Here is a 15676-nt window from a genome sequence, read left to right as displayed (position 1 = left end):
GGACGGCCCGCCACCGGGGCGGGCCACCTGGCTGACGGGGTTACTTCCCGCCCGTGGCCTTCGCCGCCTTGGCCGCGGCCTTCATCTCCTGCTTGTGGGCGCGGACCTTGGCCAGCGACTCGGGCCCGGTGATGTCGGCGACGGACCGGAAGGACTTCGTCTCGCCGTAGGCACCGGCGGCCTCCCGCCAGCCCTTGGGCGTCACGCCCAGCTGCTTGCCGAGCAGGGCGAGAAAGATCCGCGCCTTCTGCTTCCCGAACCCGGGCAGCTCCTCAAGCCGCTTGAGCAGCTCGGCCCCCGTGCCGACGCCCTCCCAGACGGCGCTCGCGTCCCCGTCGTAGTGCTCGACGAGGTACTGGCACAACTGCTGGATCCGCTTGGCCATGGACCCCGGGTAGCGGTGCACGGCCGGCTTCTCGGAGAGCAGCGCGGCGAAGGCCTCGGGGTCGCGGGCCGCGATGTCGTGCGCGTCCAGATCGGCGGCCCCGAGCCGGTCGGCGATCGTCCGCGGCCCCTTGAACGCCCACTCCATCGGCACCTGCTGATCGAGCAGCATCCCGACCAGCGCGGCGAGCGGGGAACGGCCGAGGAGTTCGTCGGCGGCGGGGTCCTGGGCGAGGTGAAGGGTGACGTCCATGACCCCGATGATGCCTCCGCGCGGGTCAGAGCTCCACGTGAGGACTGGCGAACACCGCGCCGAAGTAGCCCTTCACGCCGTACACGGTGATGCCGGCGCTCTTGCCGCAGATGTTGGCCGAACCGTTGGGCACGGGGCCGGAGGCCGAGCCGCGGGCGACCCAGACGCAGCCGTCGCTGTTCTCGGTGGGCGCGCCGACGACCGTCTCGGCCTTGCCGTCCTTGTTCAGGTCGGCGAGGTGGACGGCCGCGCCGAACTGGTCCCCGGTCTCGACCGCACCGGGCACGCCCGCCGTGTCCTGGGTGTATCCGGCGGCCTTGGCGGTCGTCAGGCCGGAGGCGGAGCCGCGCAGCAGGACCGCGGTGCCGGCCGTCTTGTGCGTGCCGACGGCTTCACCGGGGGCGCCGACGAGGACATCGGCGTACTTGTCGCCGTCGACGTTCCCGATGCTGATCGACTGGCCGAACATGTCCCCGTTCTCGGCGGCACCGGGCACGCCTGCGGTGTCCTGCTGGTAGACCTTCGGCTTCTGGTCGGCGGTGATGCCCTGCGCGCTGCCGTAGAGGACCTGGATCTCGCCGCCCCGCCGGGCCCAGCCGGCCGGGCCGCCGGACATGGAGTCGTCCGTCGAGATGCCGGTGACGAGGTCGCCGTAGCCGTCGCCGTTGAGGTCGCCGATCGCGCCCGCGTGGCCGTCGGCGTAGGGGAGTTCGACGCGGCCACTCTGTTCCGTGATGACGTACACCGGCCCGCGGAGGTCGCCGTCCGTGGGGCCGGGCAGCCAGAACTGCTCGGCCTTCCCGTCGCCGTCGACATCGCCCATCACGACGCCACGGGTCGCGCCGAAGTCCGAACCCCGGTCGTCGTAGGTGCCCTTTCCGGCGCGGGTGAACGGGCCGCGGTAGGTCGCGCCCTCGCAGTCCGAGCCGACGGCCGCGTCCGGTACGCCGTCGCCGTCCACGTCGCCCGTGGCCAGGGACATGCCGAAGCGGCAGTACGTCCTGCCGTCCCCGAAGCCGGTCGGCGGGGCGATGCTCGCGCCGCCCTTCAGACCGCTCGGGCCGCCCCACACGACGGTCACGGTGCCCCGGGCCGGCTTGCCGCTCACGCCCTCGTACGGGGCGCCGACGATCAGGTCCGCGTACCCGTCCCGGTCGAGGTCGGCGCTGGTCACCGTGGTGCCGAAGCGGTCGTACTCCTCGGGGTCGCCGGGGATTCCCGTCGTCGCCTGGGTGATGACCGTGCGCCGCGTGGCACTGACCGTCGACGCCGAGCCGTACAGCACGACGACCGAACCGGCCGCCTCCACCGTGCCGTTGGCGGCATCCGGCGCCCCGACCGCCAGGTCCCGGTACCCGTCCCCGTTGAAGTCGTCCTGCACGGCGGCCGTGTTGGCCCCCTTGTAGGGCGCGGCGGCCGACGACGACACCGGGGTGAGCGGGACGGCGACGACGGCGGTGAGCACGACGGCCGCGGCAACTGCCTTGCGCAACGGGGGCACTCCTCGGTTAACGAAGAAACAAGAGAAACAGGTGTCCCCATGGACACCCGAAGCGCTCGGATGGTTGTACGCCCCGCCGCTATGGCCGCCAGTACCCCAGCGCGTGCACCCGCTCCCGCCGAACCCCCAACTCCCTGCGTACGTACGACGACAGCCCCGAGTCGTAGCCGTGTCGGAGGTGATCCAGACGTAGGGGTCGGGGGTGGCCTTCAGGAGGTCGGGGAGTTCCGCGCGTACCCGCTCGGCGAGTTGGCCCCTGGAGAGCCGGCGGACCTCGTGCAGTGGCGGGTCGGTGCGGAACGGCAGGCCCTCGGTCCCGCCCTCGAACCAGATCGTCGCCGGAACCGTCGAACCCACCGTCCCCAGCAGGGAGTTGATGGCCGGCAGCGACGCCGGGTCGCCGATCACGAAGAGGTGGGACGGGTCGGGGTCGGAACGGTCGAAGCCCGTGCCCTGGACCGTCGCCTCGATCGTGTCACCGGGCTTCGCGGCCCGCGCCCAGTCGCTCGCACACCCCTCGTGCAGGGCGAATTCGAGGCCGAAGGTGCCGGCCGCCGGGTCCGGGTGGACCAGGGTGTACGCCCGCTGGTGCGGCCTGCCGGCGTTGTCGAACCAGAGGCGGACCCACATCGTCGGGTGGACGCCGGTCGCCGCGAGCATGCCACCGTCGGTGAGGCGGAGGCGGAGGCGGCGGTAGTGCGGGGTGACGTCCTCGGCCCTGCCCGAAGGTCGTCCTGCCGGAGATCGACATCCCGGACGTCTTCCTGCCCGAAAAGCACGCTCAACTGGCGTTTCTCCCTCGCGAGGTGGCCTTCCCGTAGCCTGCCGGGGTGACCCCAGAAGACCTCGTCGCCCACTACGACCTGGAGCCGATCCCCCGCGAGGGCGGCCTGTTCCGCCGTACCTGGGCGGGCCCGGAACGGCCTGACGGACGCCCGGAGGGCACCGCGATCGTCGCCCTGCTCACAGCGGACGACTTCTCCGCGCTGCACCGCCTCCCCGCCGACGAGGTCTGGCACTTCTACCTCGGCGACCCGCTGGAACTCCTGCTCCTCGCCCCGGACGGCACGTCGAGCACGGCCGTCCTCGGGCCGGACCTGCGGCACGGTCAGCACCTCCAGTTCACCGTGCCCGGCGGTACCTGGATGGGGGCGCGGGTGGTGACGGGCGGCGCGTGGACGTTCTTCGGCTGCACGATGGCACCCGGCTTCACCTACGGCGGTTACGAGCACGGCGACGCGGGCGAGTTGACCGCCCGCTACGCCCGCTCCCCGTCCGAGGCCGCCCGCATCACCGGGCTGTGCCGCCCGTGAGCGGCCTGCTGGAGGGCCAGTTCGCCCTGGTCACGGGCGCGAGCGGCGGCATCGGCCGGGGGATCGCGCTGCGGTTCGCGGAGGAGGGGGCGGCGGGGGTCGTGGTCCACTGCCGTGCGGCGGTGGAGGCGGCCAGCCAAGTCGCCTCCCACGTACGGGAGTTGGGCGCCCGGGCCGTCGTACTGCAAGCCGATCTGACCGACGAGGACGCCTGCCGCGGACTGGTCCGCGAGGCGGCCGAGTGGGCCGACGGACGGCTGACCGCGCTGGTCAACAACGCGGGCGTACAGCCGACGCAACCCCTGGCGGGCATGACGGCGGCGGACTGGCGGTCGGTCGTCGACACCAACCTGACCAGCGTGTTCGCCTGCACGCAGGCGGCGGCCGAGGTGATGCGCGAGCACAGTGGCGGGGGCACGGTGACGCATATCGCGTCCATCGAGGCGAGCGCCCCCGCCACCCTCCACGCGCACTACTCCGCCTCCAAGGCCGCCGTCGTCATGCACGCGCGGTCGGCCGCCCTGGAGTACGGCCGGTACGGCATCCGCGTCAACACGGTCTCGCCCGGTCTGATCGACCGGGAGGGGTTGGAGGAGGCCTGGCCGGACGGGGTGCGGCGGTGGCGGGAGGCGGCGCCGACGGGGAGGCTGGGGCGGCCGGAGGATGTCGGGGACGCGTGCGTGTTCCTGGCCTCGCGCCTCGCCTCCTGGATCACCGGGCACGACCTGGTCGTGGACGGTGGAGTGACGGCGCGCCCCACATGGTGAGCGAGAGGTGTGGTTCCTCCGTACATAACCGGAGGCCTGCAAGTCCAAAAGACGGAAGAGTTCCGAAGACGGAGAAGTGACGTGAGCCGACGACGGAATGAGCGTGACCAGAGGCGCCGGGGCCCTGGACCCCGGGGATTTCACCGGGTGTTGCTGCTGGGCCCCCTGCTGGTCCTGTTCCTCCTCGGCACCGCGGGCACCGCGTCCGCGCACGCCGCCCTCGAATCCACCGACCCCGCCGACGGCAGCGTCCTCAAGTCCGCCCCCCGCACCGTCACCCTCACCTTCTCCGAGTCCGTCGCCCTCCTCGACGACTCCTTCCGCGTCTACGACCCCGACAACCGGCGGGTGAAGACGAGTTCCGCCCACCATGCGAAGGACGCCGGTGACACGGCGAGCGTCACCCTCCCGGCCGAACTCGGCACCGGCACCTTCACGGTCGCCTGGCGCGTGGTCTCGGCCGACAGCCACCCGGTCTCGGGCGCCTTCACCTTCTCCATAGGCAAGCCCTCCGCCACGACCACCCCGATCAACACGGCCCCGACCGAGAACCCGCTGACGGGCAGCCTGTACGACATCGCCCGCTACTTCGCCTACATCGCCGCGGCCCTCCTCATCGGCACCGCCACCTTCGTCGCCCTCTGCCGCCCCCCGAACCCGTCCGTCCTCAACAAGCCGACCCTGATGGGCTGGTGGACCCTGCTGGCGGCCACCGTCGCGCTCCTGATCCTCCGGTCCCCCTACGAAGCGGGCACCGGCCTGGCCACGGCCTTCGAACCCTCCGCGATCCCGAAGACCCTGACGAGCCGCCCCGGCCTGGCACTTGCGGCCCGGCTCCTCCTCCTCGCCGCAACAGCCGCCTTTCTCCTACGACTTCGGGGGCGGGAGCGGTTCGGGCGGGTGGCCCTGGGGACGGGTGCCGCCCTGGCGGTCGGGCTGGCGCTGACCTGGGCGTCGGCGGAACACGCGTCCGCCGGGATCCAGGTGCCGGTGGCGATGACGTCGGCGGTCCTGCATCTGCTCGCGATGTCGGTGTGGCTGGGCGGCCTGACGGCCCTGCTCACCGTCCTCTACCGCTCGCCGCGCCTCGACGCGGCCCCGGTGGCCCGTTTCTCCCGACTCGCCTTCGCCTCGGTGACCGTGCTCGTCGTCACCGGCGTCTACCAGTCCTGGCGCGGCCTCGGCTCCTGGAACGCCCTGACCGGGACGTCGTACGGCTGCATCCTGCTCGTGAAGCTCGGCGCGGTGACGCTGCTGCTCGCGGTGGCGGGGTGGTCGCGGCAGTGGACGGGGCGGATGGTGGGGGCGGAAGTGCGGCTCCGGGTGCCGGAGTTGGTGCGGGCGGGCGCGTACGGAGCGGTGGTTCCGGAGGGGGCTTCGGAGGAGCCTTCGGGAGGTACGGGTACGGGCGAGGGCGTCTCGAATCGCGGTGACGGTTCCAAGGACGGTGGCGACGGTGGTTCTCAGGACCGGGGTGACGGTCCCCAGGACCGGTACCGGCGCGGCCTGCGCCGCTCGGTGCTCTTCGAAGTCGCCGTCGGTGTCACGGTGTTGGTGATCACCACCCTCCTGACCAACACCCTCCCGGGCCGGGCGGCGGCGGAGGCGCAGCAGACGGCGACACCGGCCGGCATACCGGCGGCCTCCGTCACCACCGTCCCCTTCGCCGTCGGCAACGCGAGCGGCAAGGTACAGATCACCCTCGACCCCGGACGCGTAGGCGAGAACTCGGTCGAGGCGGTCGTCTACGGCCCCGACGGCGGTTTCGCCACCGTCCCCGAACTCCGGCTCTCCTTCACCCTCCCGGCCCAGAAGATCGGCCCCCTCGACGCCAACGTCAAGGACGAGGGCGGCTATTGGGGGACCAACACCCTCAACCTGCCGATACCCGGGACCTGGACGATGAAGGTGACGGTCAGGACGTCCGACGTGGACCAGGTGAGTGTGTCGCGGCAGGTGCGGATCGTGCGGTAGCCGGGGTTCCCGGTCGGTCACGTCGGCTGTTTGCTGGCCCGCCACTCCAGTGCCTGGGGTTCCTCGGTGAACTCGATCAGGTGCTGGCCGGTGAACGGCCGTAGCGCGTCCCGTACTTCGGTCGGGGTGGCGTAGAAGAACTCCTTGCGGCTGTTCACCTGGTTCACCCGGCGTGGAGCGAACTGCCGGTGGAGTTCCGATTCCAGTCCGACCGCGTCCTTGCTGAAGATCAACGCGTGGACGTCGAAGCGGAAGGGCACCGCGGCGCCGCTCAACTCGTAGATCCGGTCCAGGGGTTCGAGCCTGCGGGTCATGCCGATCTTCACGACACGGTCGCCGAAGGCGCCGACGTTCGAGATGACGTAGACATAGCCGGTGCGGATGTTCGCCGCGCGGGTTTTGAGCTGATCCGCTACGTGCTCACCCCGGATCTCCCCGTCGTGACTGTTCTGTGACTGTCCGTAAGGCCGAGCCGCTCCGCCCAGGCCGCTATCGCGGCCGCGATCAACTCGGGCTGGTCTTCCGGCGTGTGGTGGCCGGCCACTGCGTCGGAGTGCTCGATCTCCAGGGCCGCGATGTGCGCCGCACACCAGGCGATGATGTCCGAGCTCATCATCGTCCCCGCGCCGGGCGCGAACGTGAGCAGCAGCTTGGGTACGTCCGGGCTGGCCTCCAGCCACCGGTCGTAGGCCTCGATCCTGGTCACGACGTCGGCGGGTTCGCCGCCCAGCGGCATCGAGCGCGGCCAGCGCAGGAGGGGCCGTCGGCTCTCCCGGGTCGGGTACGGCCTGCGGTAGACGGCGAGGTCGGCCGGTGGGAGCGGGGTCGCGGAGGCGGCGGGCAGTGCCTGTTCGATGAAGGCGTTCTCGTCGAGGATCATGGCCTCGCCGACGCCCTCCGCCCTGATCGCCCGGAACAACTCCCGGCCGCCTTCGGGGAATTCGTCCCAGCTCATCGGCTTGACGATGGTCTCGGTGAACGCGATGCCGCGCACCCGGTCCGGGTGGCGCGCGGCCCGGTCGAAGGCCAGGGCGCCACCCCAGTCGTGCCCGACCAGCACCACGTCCCGCAGTCCGAGCGCGTCGAACCAGGCGTCCAGGTAGCGGGCGTGGTCGGCGAAGGAGTACTCGATGTCCGGCTTGCCCGAGTCGCCCATGCCGATGAGGTCGGGCGCCAGCAGTCGCCCGGAGCCCACGCCCGGCATGACGTTCCGCCACAGGTACGACGAGGTCGGGTTGCCGTGCAGGAACACGATCGGCACGCCGGTGCCCGACTCCCGGTGGGCCATGGTCGAGTCGAGGACGCGGGTCGAGTGGACGTCGGCGGTCACCGGAACGCCACCACGTTCCGCTCGGCCCAGGCCGCGAACGCACCCGGCGCCCGCCCCAGCACCCGCTCGACGTCGGGACTCACGCGCCGCTCCTCGGCGGTCGGTTCGCCGAGCAGCGCCAACGTGCCCTCGACCACGGGCAGCGGCATGAACCGTGCCATCAACTCGTGGGCCTCCGCGCGGGTCTGCTCCGTGAACGTCACCGGCTCCCCGAGCGCGGTCGCTATCGCCGCCGTCCGCGCGCGGGGTGTCGTCGGCGCGGGGCCGGTGAGGGTGTAGGTCGCGCCCGCGTGCGTGTCGTCGCGTAGGACGGCGGCGGCCACCGCGGCCACGTCGTCGGGGTCCACGAACGGCAGCCCCACATCACCGAAGGGCGCCGCAGCCGTGCGCCGCGCACGGATCGACTCGGCCCACGCGAACGCGTTGCTGTCCAGCCCGCCCGACCGCAGGATCGTCCAGTCGAGCCCCGACTCCCGTACGGCCGCCTCGAATTGACGCGGATGCGCGTACGCCTCCGGGCGGGTCCCGGCCCCCTGTGAGGACAGCAGCACCACCTTGCGGACACCGGCGGACTTGGCCACGTCCAGAATGTCGTACGGCCGCTCTCCCGCCACCAGCAGGAACAGCGCCTGGGCCCCCTCGAACGCGCCCCGCAGTCCGTCCGGTTCGGCCAGGTCACCGGCCAACGCCCGTACTCCCGGCGGCACATCGGCGTCGCTGATGTGCCGGGCGACGGCCGTCACCGACACCTGCCCCTCGGCTTCGCCGAGCAGGCGTACCAGCGTCCGCCCCACGTTCCCGGTCGCACCCGTCACCACGATCATGTCGGTCTCCCCAGCCCCTGAGTGATGAGTTAGTTGGCTGACTAACTCCGTTGGGGAAGACGCTAGCACGGACCGTCCACTGATTGTCTATAGTTAGTGAGGTGACTGACTCAAAAGGATCCCGTGCCGCCCGGTCCGCCGCTGTGGGCAAACGGCAGCGTCTGACGACCGCCACCGCCCGGGTCCTGCACGAGCAGGGCGTGGAGCGCACGACCATCGCCGACATCGCCCGCGCCGCCGACGTCCCGACGGGCAACGTCTACTACTACTTCAAGACCAAGGACGAGCTGATCGAGGCGGCCCTCTCCGAGCACACCGGTTTCCTGGAGACCCTGACCGCCCGGCTCGACCAGCTCCCCGACCCGCGCGAACGCCTCAAGGCCCTCATCGGCGGCTGGGTCGACCAGCGCGACATGGCGGCCCGCCACGGCTGCCCCATGGGCACCCTCGCCGTAGAGCTGGACAAGCGTGAGGAAGGCGGCCTCGATCTCGCCGCCGGCCGGGTCATACGGCGGCTGCTGGACTGGGTGGCGGAGCAGTACCGGCAGCTCGGCGCGGCCGACCCCGAGGGCCTCGCCGTGACCCTGATCGGCGCCTACCAGGGCATGTCCCTGCTCTCCAACGCCCTGCGCGACCCGGAGATCATGACGCGCGAAGGGGCCCGGCTGATACGGGAGTTGGACGACCTGGTCGTGGCCGGCTGAGGGAGGCCCTCAGCGCTGACCCCGGATGCGTTGCGCGACCTCGCTGTTCTCGGTCTCCCACCAGGGGCGTACGAGGTCGGGCCCTTCAGTTGAAGTCCCCGTTGCAGTGCCTGTCGAGGTCTCCGCGGGCGTCGCCCGGACCACTTCCAGTTCCGTGTCCAGTCGCCGGTCCAGCGCGACCGTCTCGGCGCGTTCGGTGCGGGCCCACTGGACCAGGATCGCGAGGAGGAAGGGGAGGGCGACCAGTTCGGCGATGCTGACCATCGCGCCGCCGCCGAGCTGTTGGTCGTGCTGGACGTCGGGGGCCCAGGACGGGGAGTGGCTCAGGTACCAGGCCCCGGCGATGAGCGTGCCGTGGGTCATCACCACGATGCCGGGTACCGCGTCGATGATCCCGTCGACGAACACCAGCCCCGCCCGCACCGGATGCGTGCACCAGGCGGGCAGCGCCTCCTCGCGGGTGAGCACGGGCAGGACGAACAGGCTCCCGGCGAGCAGCAGATGGAGATACATCAGCTGGTGCAGCCAGTTGTGGGCCAGGGCCGTTTCGAAGTACGGCGTGAAGTAGATCGTCAGTTCTGTCGCCAGGACCAGGGCCGTGCTGACCAGGGGGAAGGTGAGCAGCCGGAACAGCCGGCCGGTCATCGCCCCCTGCGCGCGGGCGGCGGCGCGGTCGGGCAGGGCGCGCAGGGCCAGCCGTAGCGGATCGCCCAGGGCCAGGCCGAGCGGGGCGATCAGGTCGAGGAGGACGTTCTGGACGGCGGCCGGCCAGAACAGCACGCGGTCGTACACGGCGAGCGCGGACATCGTGGCGACCACGAGCGTGCCGAGGCCGAGCAGCGCGAACGCGACGGTCCGCGCCACCGGCCACGCCTCGCCCCGGCGCCTCAGGCGCAGGACGCCCCAGCCGTACAGGCCGCCGAGGAGCACGACGACCAGCAGCGCGGGGACGTCCGCCTGCCACGAGGAGAACAGCCGTGCCACGGTGAGCTGCGGCGGGGTCTCCATCGTGATCTACCTCCACGGCCGGTCGGCCGGTTCCGCCGGTTCTGTCGGATCTGCCGCAGCACTCTATGCCTCGGAGTGCCGCGGCGAAGACCCGCCCCCGCGCGCCCGTGTCCCTACGGCGACTGCCGCATGATCCAGTCCCGGATGCCGGGGATCGTGTAGGCGACCTGCCAGGTGGCCATGTGCGCACTGGTCGTCGAGCCGGTCGGTACGACCGTGCCGGTCTTGAAGGCGGAGAAGTTCACCGGGGTCCGCTGGGCCTTCATGGCGCGGACGTCCGCCGCGAACTCGGCGGCCGTGGACTGGCCGTCCCACAGCGCGGTGCTGACCTTCGTGCCCTGGTCCTGGATGACCTCGGTGATGGCCTGCTCGCCGGGGTAGGCCTTGGTGTCGTCCGCGGAGACGAGGATCCACAGGTCCTTCTTCGCCAGCGGTACGGCCTGGGCCTCCGGCCACTGCCCGGCGACGATGAACGCCGCCGCGAACAGGTCGGGGTACTTGATGTTCAGGCCGAGGGACATCATCGCGCCCATCGACTGACCGGTCGTGTAGCGGCGGCTGCGGTCGATGCTGTACTGCTGCGAGACGGACTCGACGAGGTTGGCGGTGGCGTCGAAGAGGGTCGACGGCAGGTAGGTGTCGTCGATCACGACCGAGCCGTACTCGGGGGCGAGCACGAAGGCCTCGTGCCGGGCCTGGTCCTCCGGGCTCGCCCAGCACACCGCGCGAGCGCGTGATCGTGCAGGTTGGCCCCGGCCCCCGGCACATCGGCGACCACACCGACCCCCAGCGCACGCAGTTCGTCGGCCGGCCCGGTCCCGCCGAGCAGCAGGAGCTGGGCGGAGCCGATGGTGCCGCAGGACAGGACGACATCACCCGCGCACCGTACGGCGGTGAGCCGACCGCCCTCGATGATCTCGACCCCGCGTGCGCGTCCGCCCTCGACGAGCACCGGGGCGGCCCGTGCCCCCGTCAGCTCGGTCAACAGCGGGCTGTCCAGCACGGGCCGTGTGCGCGGGCGTCGTCACGACGGACACCCGCACCGGACCGACCCGCGCGATCCTCAACTCCGCGTGGAATTCGGGCCCTTCACGCGGCACGATCTCCACTCGGCGTCGTGATCGAGGACATGGGCCTCTTCCTCCCCGGACTCCCCGAACCTCGCACTCCCGAACCCCGAACTCCCCGAAGTCCCCGAATCGGGCCCGAGGCGTGTAAATCAGGCGCTCGCCCCTGTCTCCGTCGTACAGCTATGAAGGTGCGCGCAGCGCGTCCACCGGTTCCATGCGGGCGGCGCGCAGCGACGGATAGAGCCCCGCGAGGAGTCCGACGAGGGCGCCGGCGAGCGTGGCGCCGAGCGCGAGCCGCAGATCCAGCACCGGCGTCCACTCCTTGAACACGGCGACGCAGACCACGACCGCGATGCCCAGGGCCGCGCCGACAACTCCCCCCAGCAGTCCGATGGTTGTCGACTCCAGCAGGAACTGTCCGGCCACCTGCCGCCGCGACGCACCCAGGGAACGCCGTAGCCCGATCTCCCCGACCCGTTCCATCACCGTCACCAGGGTCACGTTGGCGATGCCGATCGCGCCGACCACGAGCGAGACGAGGCCGAGGACGAGGAAGAGGCTGTTGGCGTCGTTCTGGACGCCGGCGCGGGCCTTGGAGAGGTCGGGTGGTGCCACGACGGCGAGCGAGTCCTGGTGCCCGGGCGCGAGCGCGATCGGCGCCTGTCGCGCGACCTGCTTGGCCGCGCCCAGCGCGGTGTTGACCAGGACGCGGGTGATGTCCCGCAGCCCGAGGCGGTCGGCCGCGGTGGTGGGCGGCACCATCACGGCGGTGGACAGCCGCTCCTCGCGCCGGATCCCGCCAAGGATGCCGATGACGGTGTACGACTGCCCCCGGAAGAAGACCGCCGGTGCGTCCTCCACCCGCTTGATGCCGAGGAGTTGGGCCGCCTGGTCGCCGAGCACCACCACGTGGTCGCGCCGGGCGATGTCCCCGGCGTCGTAGAACCGTCCCGCGGTCATCGCACCGTGCACGGCGGCCGGCAGCCCCGCCGAGGCGGCGACCACGGCGAGGGTCTGGCCGGACAGGTCGCCGGGCGCGGCCACGTCGTTGGCCCGCACCAGCACGCTGTCGGTCGCGTCGGAGTCGGCGAGCGCCGCCACCGACTCCACCCCCGCAAGCCGTCCTACGGCATCGGTCCCCGACCACGGCACCAACGGCCCGGCGTCCTCCGCACCGGGCAGCGGCTCCGGCACGGTCACGGTCACCGAGGTCGCGGTGAGCGCGTCGAAGCGGCCGACGATCTGGTTGCCCGCGGTGGACGCCACCCCGATGGTGATGACGAGCGTGGTGATGCCCAGGACCGTGCCGAGCGTGGTCAGCGCGGACCGCACCGGCCGGGCGAGCACCCCCGCGAGGGCCTCCGTCCACAGGTCCCGGGGGTCCATCCAGGGCCGCTCGACCTTGTTGCCCGTGGTGAGTGTCACCCGGCCTCCTCGGCCAGGCGCCCGTCGGTGATACGGACGCGGCGCCCCGCCCGGCGGCTGACCGCCTCGTCGTGGGTGATGACGACCAGGGTCATGCCCTGCGCGCACAGGTCGTCGAAGAGTTCCAGTACGGAGAGGGTGTTCTCGGTGTCCAGGTTGCCGGTCGGCTCGTCGCAGAGCAGCAGCGCCGGATCGCTGAGCAACGCCCGCGCGATGGCGACCCGTTGACGTTCACCGCCGGACAGCCGGTCGGGCCGGAAACCCACCCGGTGCCCCAACCCCACCTGCTCCAGCGCCTGATGGGCCCGCGCGAGCCGGCCTCCACGCCCACGTTCGGGACGCGGCCTGCGATATGCCTCGGCCAGCATCACGTTCTCGTCGACCGTCCGGTACGGCAACAGATGGAAGGACTGGAACACGAACCCGATCCGGCTCCCCCGCAACGAGGTTCGCTCAAGGTCGCCGAGCCCGGTGGTCTCCACCCCGTCCAGCAGATACGACCCCGCCGTGGGCCGGTCCAGCAGCCCGAGCGTGTTGAGCAGCGTGGATTTCCCGGAACCTGACGGCCCGACGATGGCCAGGTGTTCGCCGCGCCGTACGGTCAAGTGCACGTCGCGCAGGGCGTGTACGGGCGGGTCGGAGGGGAAAGTCCGCTCTACGCCGGTGAGTTGGATGACGCTGTCGACCACGGTATCGATCACTCGCCCACCACCACCCTCTCGCCGGCCTTCAACGTGCCCTCGGCGGGCTTGACTTCGACGATCCCGGCGGCGGAGAGCCCGACGGTGACATGGACGTCGGTCACGGTGTCGCCGTGCTCGACCTTGACCCGGGCCCGCCCGTCGGACGAGGTGTGGATCGCGGCCATCGGCACGGTCAGCACCTTGCCGTCCGAGGCGCCGACCTTGATGGTCACCTTCACGGCGGCCTCGGCCTCACCGGCGAGCGGACCGGGTTCCGGAACGGTGATCCGCACCTGGACCGCGGCGGTGGAGTCGGAGGTGGAGCCGGTGTCGGTGGTCGAGCCCGTGGTGGAGGGGGCCGTGGCGGAGGCGGCGGAGGAGTCGGTCCCACCCCCTATGACGTCCACCGTGCCCTTCGCCGACTTGCCGTCCGCCGTGGTCAGTTGGGCGGTCATGCCGTGGCGCAGGAGTTGGGCGTCGGTGCCGGGGACAGCCGCCTGCACCACCAGGTCGGAACTGGTCACCGTGCCGATCTGGGCGGACGGGGTGTCGCCCGTCTTCACGCTCACCTTGTCCAGCCGGGCGGGCAGCTTCGGCAGGAAGACGACCTCGCCGGCCGGGACCTTCGTACCGTAGGTGGCCTTGAGACTGCTGAGCGCGTCGTTCGCCAGGTCCAGTGCCTTCTGGGCGGACTTGACCTGGATCTCGTGGACCTGCTGGTCGGTGCTGGACTGGGGGCTGGGGCTGCTGGACGAACCAGCGTCGCCCGAACTTGCCTCACCGGCCCCGCTGTTGGTCGTCAGGAGTGCCTCCTGCGCGGCGGAGACGGCCTGTTCGAGCGAACCGAGCTGCTGCTGATCGGCGGGGCTCGGCTCCTGGGCGTCGTACCCCTTGCTCTTGTACCAGCCGTCGACGGCGGCGGCCGTCCCCTGCCCGTACGTCCCGCTGGTGGCACCGGGGTCGAACCCGAGCCGTTTCAGGGCTTTCTGAAGCTGTGTCACATCGTCGCCCGAAGTGCCGGGTCCCAGAGCGCGGTACATCGGCACGGAACCGCCCAGCGCGAACACCGGACGGCCGTTGACCGTCATCAGGACGTCGCCCTCCTTGATCTTCGTACCGGCGACCGGCGCCTTGGTGACCCGCTGCTCGGCGCCCTCGCCGCCGTCCGTCCCCGAGGACGTCCCGCTGCCGACCGGCCCGGCCAGCGACAACGGCCGCGGCGAGGCGAACTCGACCGACCCGGTCGCCACCACACTCGCGGTGAGCGACTGCCGTACGACCGCCACCGTCACCGGACCGGCCTTCGGTGCCTGGTGCGAGGCGGCGGCGTCCGCGGGCGACTGCACCTGCGTCCCGGCGAACCACCCACCTGCCCCAACCAGCACGACCGCCGAGACAACAACCCCAAGTCGCCTACGACCGCTGCCGATTCGGCTGCTGATCCGGCGCGGGCCCTCTCCCTCCGGGTGGCTCATCCGTTCTCCCCGTAGTAGGGCTTGGTCTTCTCCTTGGGGAAGTACGCGGCGCGGAACTTCTTGCCGCACTCCAGGTCCTTCAGGGCGATGCCGATGTCCTTGTTGAGGAGGGGCAGCGCGTCGTCCTTGCTCAACGACATGAAGTTCTCCGGCAGTTGGCGGGAGATGTCGAGGCGGACCATGTCGACCATGCCGGTCGGCTGGGTGGTGCCGACCGAGATGCCCTGACCGGTCAGGCAGGTCGCGAACTGCTGGGCGAGCTGGACGAGTTGGGAGTCACCGTTGAGTGCGAGGCCGTTGGCGTGGTTCTGGTCGTCGCGGGCCTTCTCCGCGTTCTTCTCGGCCGCCGCGCTGAGCGCCGGCCCGTGCGCCGCGGCCCGCCCCGTCTCCGAGCACCCGCCGGCCTTCTCCTCGGCCTTGGTCTTGGCCGGGGGACCGGACAGCGCGATGTCGTACGCCTTCTTCTGGGCGTCGGTCAGGCCGTCCTCGTCCTGGTCCGCGGGCGTGGTCCTGTCGGCCGATGCGGCCTTGCCGTAAGGGACGTTCGGGTCGTTGGGGTAGACGGCGCCCGCGTAGTAGCCGAAGCCGTACTTCTGCCGGAACTTCTTCGCCTGCGCGTAGTCCTCCCCGTCGACCGCGGAGAACGGATCGGCCGCGGTCGAGCTCTGCACGTGCGGGGTGTAGGTGAAGCCCTGCTTCTTCATGCAGACCGCGATGGCGTTCTCCTGGATGTACTCCTTCTTCGTCGTGTCGTCCACGCCGTCCGGGACGGTGAGTTGGGTGGCTCCGTCGACTGTCGTCGTGGCCGCGCTCGACCCCGAACCACCTTCGCTGGAGGCCGACTTGCCGTCCGAGCCACCGCCGCAGGCGGCGAGGAGGGGGAGCAGGCCGAGGGCGAGGGCGGACATACGTATTCTGGGCGTGCCGAATATAGGCATGCTCATGCCATGTTCTCCTTCAGGGTT

Annotated in this window: 15 protein-coding genes and 3 pseudogenes; 5 read left to right on the top strand and 13 right to left on the bottom strand. The window is 71.3% G+C overall.

Translation table 11 applies throughout. The features are described from left to right. Positions 1–40 precede the first annotated feature (40 nt). The 3 genes and pseudogenes from ACFWP5_RS17160 to ACFWP5_RS17150 form a co-directional block, all read right to left on the bottom strand. Entirely contained in the window at positions 41–637 is a 597-nt protein-coding gene (locus ACFWP5_RS17160; RefSeq protein WP_384156360.1) for an HhH-GPD-type base excision DNA repair protein, read from the bottom strand. A gap of 25 nt (positions 638–662) precedes the next feature. Further along, positions 663–2015, bottom strand: a pseudogene (locus tag ACFWP5_RS17155) (hypothetical protein); the annotation flags it as partial. A 202-nt stretch (positions 2016–2217) separates the two neighbouring features. Continuing rightward, a pseudogene (locus ACFWP5_RS17150) lies at positions 2218–2852 on the bottom strand (siderophore-interacting protein); the annotation flags it as partial. 8 nt (positions 2853–2860) lie between these two features. Here ACFWP5_RS17150 and ACFWP5_RS17145 point away from each other — a divergent pair. The 4 genes and pseudogenes from ACFWP5_RS17145 to ACFWP5_RS17130 form a co-directional block, all read left to right on the top strand. Continuing rightward, a pseudogene (locus ACFWP5_RS17145) lies at positions 2861–2959 on the top strand (siderophore biosynthesis protein); the annotation flags it as partial. A gap of 9 nt (positions 2960–2968) precedes the next feature. Next, positions 2969–3451, top strand: a complete 483-nt coding sequence (locus tag ACFWP5_RS17140) for a cupin domain-containing protein (protein WP_384156357.1) — start codon at positions 2969–2971, stop codon at positions 3449–3451. Then, on the top strand, positions 3439–4218 hold the full coding sequence (locus ACFWP5_RS17135; protein WP_384156354.1) for an SDR family NAD(P)-dependent oxidoreductase: 780 nt from the start codon (positions 3439–3441) through the stop codon (positions 4216–4218). The genes ACFWP5_RS17140 and ACFWP5_RS17135 overlap by 13 nt, the downstream gene beginning before the upstream one ends. A 150-nt stretch (positions 4219–4368) precedes the next feature. Continuing rightward, the gene (locus ACFWP5_RS17130) at positions 4369–6192 is read left to right on the top strand and encodes a copper resistance CopC/CopD family protein (protein WP_384156458.1); all 1824 of its coding nucleotides are present in this window, start codon (positions 4369–4371) and stop codon (positions 6190–6192) included. A gap of 17 nt (positions 6193–6209) precedes the next feature. Here ACFWP5_RS17130 and ACFWP5_RS17125 read toward each other — a convergent pair whose 3' ends face one another. From ACFWP5_RS17125 to ACFWP5_RS17115, 3 genes are read right to left on the bottom strand one after another with little or no spacing between them, the layout of a single operon-like run. Further along, positions 6210–6575: a GIY-YIG nuclease family protein gene (locus ACFWP5_RS17125; protein ID WP_384156455.1), complete on the bottom strand. Its 366-nt coding sequence runs from the start codon at positions 6573–6575 to the stop codon at positions 6210–6212. A 29-nt stretch (positions 6576–6604) separates the two neighbouring features. Further along, positions 6605–7522 (bottom strand): haloalkane dehalogenase, encoded by a 918-nt coding sequence (locus ACFWP5_RS17120; protein ID WP_384156352.1) that lies wholly within the window; start codon positions 7520–7522, stop codon positions 6605–6607. Further along, entirely contained in the window at positions 7519–8346 is an 828-nt protein-coding gene (locus ACFWP5_RS17115) for an SDR family oxidoreductase (protein WP_384156349.1), read from the bottom strand. The genes ACFWP5_RS17120 and ACFWP5_RS17115 overlap by 4 nt, the downstream gene beginning before the upstream one ends. A 101-nt stretch (positions 8347–8447) precedes the next feature. Here ACFWP5_RS17115 and ACFWP5_RS17110 point away from each other — a divergent pair, with 101 nt between their 5' ends. Beyond that, the gene (locus ACFWP5_RS17110) at positions 8448–9050 is read left to right on the top strand and encodes a TetR/AcrR family transcriptional regulator (protein ID WP_384156346.1); all 603 of its coding nucleotides are present in this window, start codon (positions 8448–8450) and stop codon (positions 9048–9050) included. 9 nt (positions 9051–9059) lie between these two features. On the opposite strand, the gene ACFWP5_RS17105 is transcribed toward ACFWP5_RS17110, so the two are convergent. The 7 genes from ACFWP5_RS17105 to ACFWP5_RS17075 form a co-directional block, all read right to left on the bottom strand. Then, positions 9060–10058 (bottom strand): cytochrome c oxidase assembly protein, encoded by a 999-nt coding sequence (locus tag ACFWP5_RS17105; RefSeq protein WP_384156343.1) that lies wholly within the window; start codon positions 10056–10058, stop codon positions 9060–9062. Positions 10059–10171: 113 nt separating this feature from the next. Continuing rightward, complete coding sequence (locus ACFWP5_RS17100) at positions 10172–10735, bottom strand: alpha/beta hydrolase-fold protein (RefSeq protein ID WP_384156340.1); 564 nt, start codon at positions 10733–10735, stop codon at positions 10172–10174. Further along, entirely contained in the window at positions 10705–11061 is a 357-nt protein-coding gene (locus ACFWP5_RS17095) for a GMC family oxidoreductase N-terminal domain-containing protein (protein ID WP_384156337.1), read from the bottom strand. Before ACFWP5_RS17095 ends, ACFWP5_RS17100 begins: the two co-directional genes overlap by 31 nt. 247 nt (positions 11062–11308) lie before the next feature. Then, positions 11309–12553 (bottom strand): ABC transporter permease, encoded by a 1245-nt coding sequence (locus ACFWP5_RS17090; protein ID WP_384156335.1) that lies wholly within the window; start codon positions 12551–12553, stop codon positions 11309–11311. After that, on the bottom strand, positions 12550–13254 hold the full coding sequence (locus ACFWP5_RS17085; RefSeq protein ID WP_384156332.1) for an ABC transporter ATP-binding protein: 705 nt from the start codon (positions 13252–13254) through the stop codon (positions 12550–12552). The genes ACFWP5_RS17090 and ACFWP5_RS17085 overlap by 4 nt, the downstream gene beginning before the upstream one ends. Continuing rightward, on the bottom strand, positions 13251–14711 hold the full coding sequence (locus ACFWP5_RS17080) for a peptidoglycan-binding protein (RefSeq protein ID WP_384156329.1): 1461 nt from the start codon (positions 14709–14711) through the stop codon (positions 13251–13253). The genes ACFWP5_RS17085 and ACFWP5_RS17080 overlap by 4 nt, the downstream gene beginning before the upstream one ends. Next, a complete protein-coding gene (locus ACFWP5_RS17075) occupies positions 14708–15619 on the bottom strand; it encodes a hypothetical protein (protein WP_384156326.1) in 912 nt (303 codons plus the stop codon). Before ACFWP5_RS17075 ends, ACFWP5_RS17080 begins: the two co-directional genes overlap by 4 nt. Positions 15620–15676 lie beyond the last annotated feature (57 nt).

Origin of the sequence: Streptomyces sp. NPDC058469, assembly GCF_042721125.1 — a bacterium.
Lineage (GTDB): Bacteria > Actinomycetota > Actinomycetes > Streptomycetales > Streptomycetaceae > Streptomyces.
Note: the sequence above shows the minus strand (reverse complement) of the source record. Positions and strands in the feature narration are given on the sequence as shown.